The 3,474-nt window shown below is 67.3% G+C and carries 3 protein-coding genes; 2 read left to right on the top strand and 1 reads right to left on the bottom strand.

The annotated features are described in order from the left end of the window. Positions 1–118 precede the first annotated feature (118 nt). Positions 119–2,182 carry a 3-hydroxyacyl-CoA dehydrogenase NAD-binding domain-containing protein gene (locus DBR34_RS04555; RefSeq protein ID WP_128095892.1) on the bottom strand — a complete coding sequence of 688 codons (2,064 nt, stop codon included), beginning with the start codon at positions 2,180–2,182 and terminating at the stop codon, positions 119–121. Between the two features lie 238 nt (positions 2,183–2,420). On the opposite strand from DBR34_RS04555, the gene rpoE reads away from it, so the two are divergent. Next, entirely contained in the window at positions 2,421–3,041 is a 621-nt protein-coding gene (gene rpoE / locus DBR34_RS04550) for an RNA polymerase sigma factor RpoE (RefSeq protein ID WP_038686981.1), read from the top strand. 8 nt (positions 3,042–3,049) lie between these two features. Continuing rightward, positions 3,050–3,474: sigma-E factor negative regulatory protein (locus DBR34_RS04545; protein WP_258223664.1), on the top strand; the 425-nt coding region annotated here is incomplete at its 3' end.

Genomic DNA, 3,474 nt, shown 5'->3' with positions numbered 1-3,474 from the left:
CCCCGATCCAATCCAGAGCCGCATCACGCTCTTTGCTTGCGCTCTGGCCGTTGCAGTTGCACTTGCAGTTGCACTTGCACTTGCACTTGCATCAGCAGCCGCCGGGCGCCAGCCCGGCTTACATCACCGGCTCACGCAACACCGCAGCATCCCAACCCGGGCGCGGCGCGAAGCGATCGCCGTGCCGCTGCTGCAGCACCTTCAAACGCTCCACCAGCGCATCGGCACCGGTCGCCCGGATGTACTGGATCGGGCCGCCGCGGAACGGCGCGAACCCGGTACCGAAGATCACGCCTGCATCCAACAGATCCGCATCCGCCACCACCCCATCGTGCAGACACGCCACCGCCTCGTTGAGCAGCGGCAGGATCAGGCGATCTTCCAGATCCGCAGGCACCTCCTGGTTGGCCGGCACGTCCGGCTTCTGCGCGCGACCGTTTTCCCACGTGTAGATACCCTGGCCATCCTTCTTGCCGCGCTTGCCCTGCTCGACCGTCTGCAATGCAGCCGGAATCTGCAGGCCCAGGAACGGCGCAAGTTCCTTGCCCACGCCGGCGGCCACGTCCAGCCCCACCGTATCCAGCAGTTCGATCGGGCCCATCGGCATCCCGAACTTCACCGCCGCCTTGTCGATCACCGGGCCCGGAATGCCTTCCGCATACGCCGTGGCCGCTTCCAGCATGTACGGGAACAGCACGCGGTTGACCAGGAACCCGGGCGTGCCGGCCACCGGCACCGGGAACTTGCCCAGCGCCTTGCAGAACGCGGCCAGCCGGCGCTCGGTCTCCGGGGCCATGCCGTCGTGGTGGATGATCTCCACCAGCGGCATCTGCGCCACCGGATTGAAATAGTGCAGGCCGGCAAACTGCGCCGGGTGCTCGATGTGGTCGCGCAGCTCAAGCAGCGGAATCGACGACGTGTTGGTGGTCAGCAGCGCACCGGCCTTCATCTTCGGCTCCAGCGTCTGGTACAGCGAACGCTTGGCGTCGGCATCTTCGATGATCGCCTCGATCACCAGGTCGGCCAGCGCCACGCCTTCACCGGCCAGGTCGGCCTTCAGGCGCGCGGCCACCGCCGGACGCTTGCTCTCGTCCTTCACCTTCTTGGCGAACAGCGCCTGCGCGCGTTCCATTGCCGGGTCGATGAAACGCTGCTCACGGTCCTGCAGCGTCACGTTGAAGCCCTTGTAGGCCGACCACGCCGCGATATCGCCGCCCATTACCCCGGCGCCCACCACGTGTACGTGGCTGATGCCATGGTCCTTGCCCCCCAGCGCCTTCAGGCGTTCGGTGAGGAAGAAGATGCGGATCAGGTTGCGCGCGGTCGGGGTGCCCGCCAGCTTCACCACCGCACGGCGTTCGGCGTCCAGGCGGGTCTGGATCGGGCTGCCGCCGGTGCGTGCCCAGGTGTTGATCAGCGCGTAGGGCGCCGGGTAATGGTCCTTCTTGGCCTTCCGCGCGACCTGCTTGGCCATCTGCGGGGCCAGCAGCTTGCGCGCCAGCCAGGTGTTGGTGGCCCAGGCGGTCGCGCGCTGCTTGAACGGCCGGGTGGTGCCGGTCAGCGCGAGTGCCACGGCGGTATCCAGCAGCACCGCGGGCGCCACGACCTTGTCGACCAGGCCGATGCTGCGCGCGGCCGATGCCGACAGGTTGCGACCGGTCAGCATCATGTCCATCGCCGCCGGCGCGCCCACCAGCTGCGGCAGGCGCGAACTGCCGCCCCAGCCGGGGAAGATGCCCAGCTGGGTTTCCGGCAGGCCGATCCGGGTGGACGGATCGTTGGAGGCCACGCGGTAGCGGCAGGCCAGCGCCAGCTCGGTGCCGCCGCCCAGGCAATGCCCGTGAATGGCGGCCACGGTCGGGCAGGGCAGCTCGGCCAGCTTCTGGTAGGTGCTCTGGCCGCGGCGGATGGCGTCGTTGACGGTGCCGCGGCGGTCGAATTCCTGGATCTCCTTCAAGTCCGCACCGGCAATGAAGCCGGCCGGCTTGATCGACTGGATCACCACCGCCTTGGGCGGGTCCATGGCGATGCGTTCGATCAGGTCGCCCAGTTCCAGCAGCACGTCCTGGGACATCGCGTTGACGCTGCTGTCGTGGCGGTCGAGGCTGAGCACCACCACACCATCATCACGGATCTGCGGGTGCCAATGTGCGAAGCGGAGCCCATCGAAGCCTGAGAGCATGGGAACGTTCCATCCGGTTGTGTATGGAGAAGGGGGCTATGATCCAGAGGTTGTTTCCTCCCCGTCAAATCCCAATAGCTGGGGGATGGGCAGGCCCGGTTCAGTGCCGTGAGCGGGAACCTTAACGGAACGGTGGTTAAAAGCTGGTGCGGCGTCGTGTGATCGGTCGCTGAACTTTTCCCGGGATTGGCAGTCTCATTGCTCGACGTTGGTCGGGCTGACAGGAGTGCGGCCCCACATGGCCGAGGTTGAAACACCACAGGAGCTGGACCTGGAGCTGGTCCGGCGCGTGCAGCGCGGCGAGAGTGCGGCGTTCGATGTCCTGGTGCGCAAGTACCAGCATCGGATCGTGGCACTGATCGGGCGCTACATCGCCGACTGGAGTGAATGTCAGGACGTCGCACAGGACACGTTCGTCCGCGCGTACCGCGCGATCGGCAGTTTCCGGGGCGACGCCCAGTTCTATACCTGGTTGCACCGGATAGCCGTGAATACTGCCAAGAACCACCTTGCCGCCCACAACCGCCGGCCGCCCACCGATGACATCGACATCGGTGACGCCGAGCAGTTCGACAGCGGCACCCGCCTGCGCGACACCGACACTCCCGAGCGCGAGTTGATGCGCCAGGAGCTGGAGCAGACGGTGATGAAGGCGGTGGCGGCGTTGCCGGAAGAACTGCGATCAGCCATCACCCTGCGCGAGGTGGACGGGCTGAGTTACGAAGATATCGCGCAGAAGATGGGGTGCCCGATCGGCACCGTGCGGTCGCGGATCTTCCGCGCCCGCGAGGCGATCGACACTGAACTTCGGCCGCTGCTGGATATCGGCAGTGCCACCCGCGAGAAGAGCCGCGTATGAGCGAACACATGCCAATTCCTGGAACCGCCGGCACCACGCCGGACAAGATCGACACGCACAACCGCCAGCAGCTGTCGGCGCTGATTGATGGCGCACTGTCGCCCGACGAGGCGCGCTTCATGCTGCGCCGCCTGGAGCACGATGAGGCGCTGGCCGGTTGCCACGAGCGCTGGCAGGTGCTGGGCGACGTGCTGCGCGGCCAGGCCTGCGCACCGGCCCCGGTGGATTTCGCCGCGCGCGTGCGCGGTGCGGTCGCCGCCGAACCGGCCCCGCTGGCGCACGTGGCGCCAGTCGAACGCAATCGCGAACGCCGCGGTGGCTGGCGTCGGTGGGGCGGTGGCGCCGCGTTGGCCGCCTCGGTTGCGGCGGTGGCGATGTTCATGACCCGCGAACAGCTGCCCAGCGAGACGCCGCTGGACGCTCCCGCCACCAC

It is taken from the genome of Stenotrophomonas sp. HMWF003, assembly GCF_003061285.1.
Classification (GTDB): Bacteria; Pseudomonadota; Gammaproteobacteria; order Xanthomonadales; family Xanthomonadaceae; genus Stenotrophomonas; species Stenotrophomonas maltophilia_AP.
The sequence above is the reverse complement of the archived record's forward strand: the minus strand, read 5'-3'. Positions and strand labels throughout refer to the sequence as shown.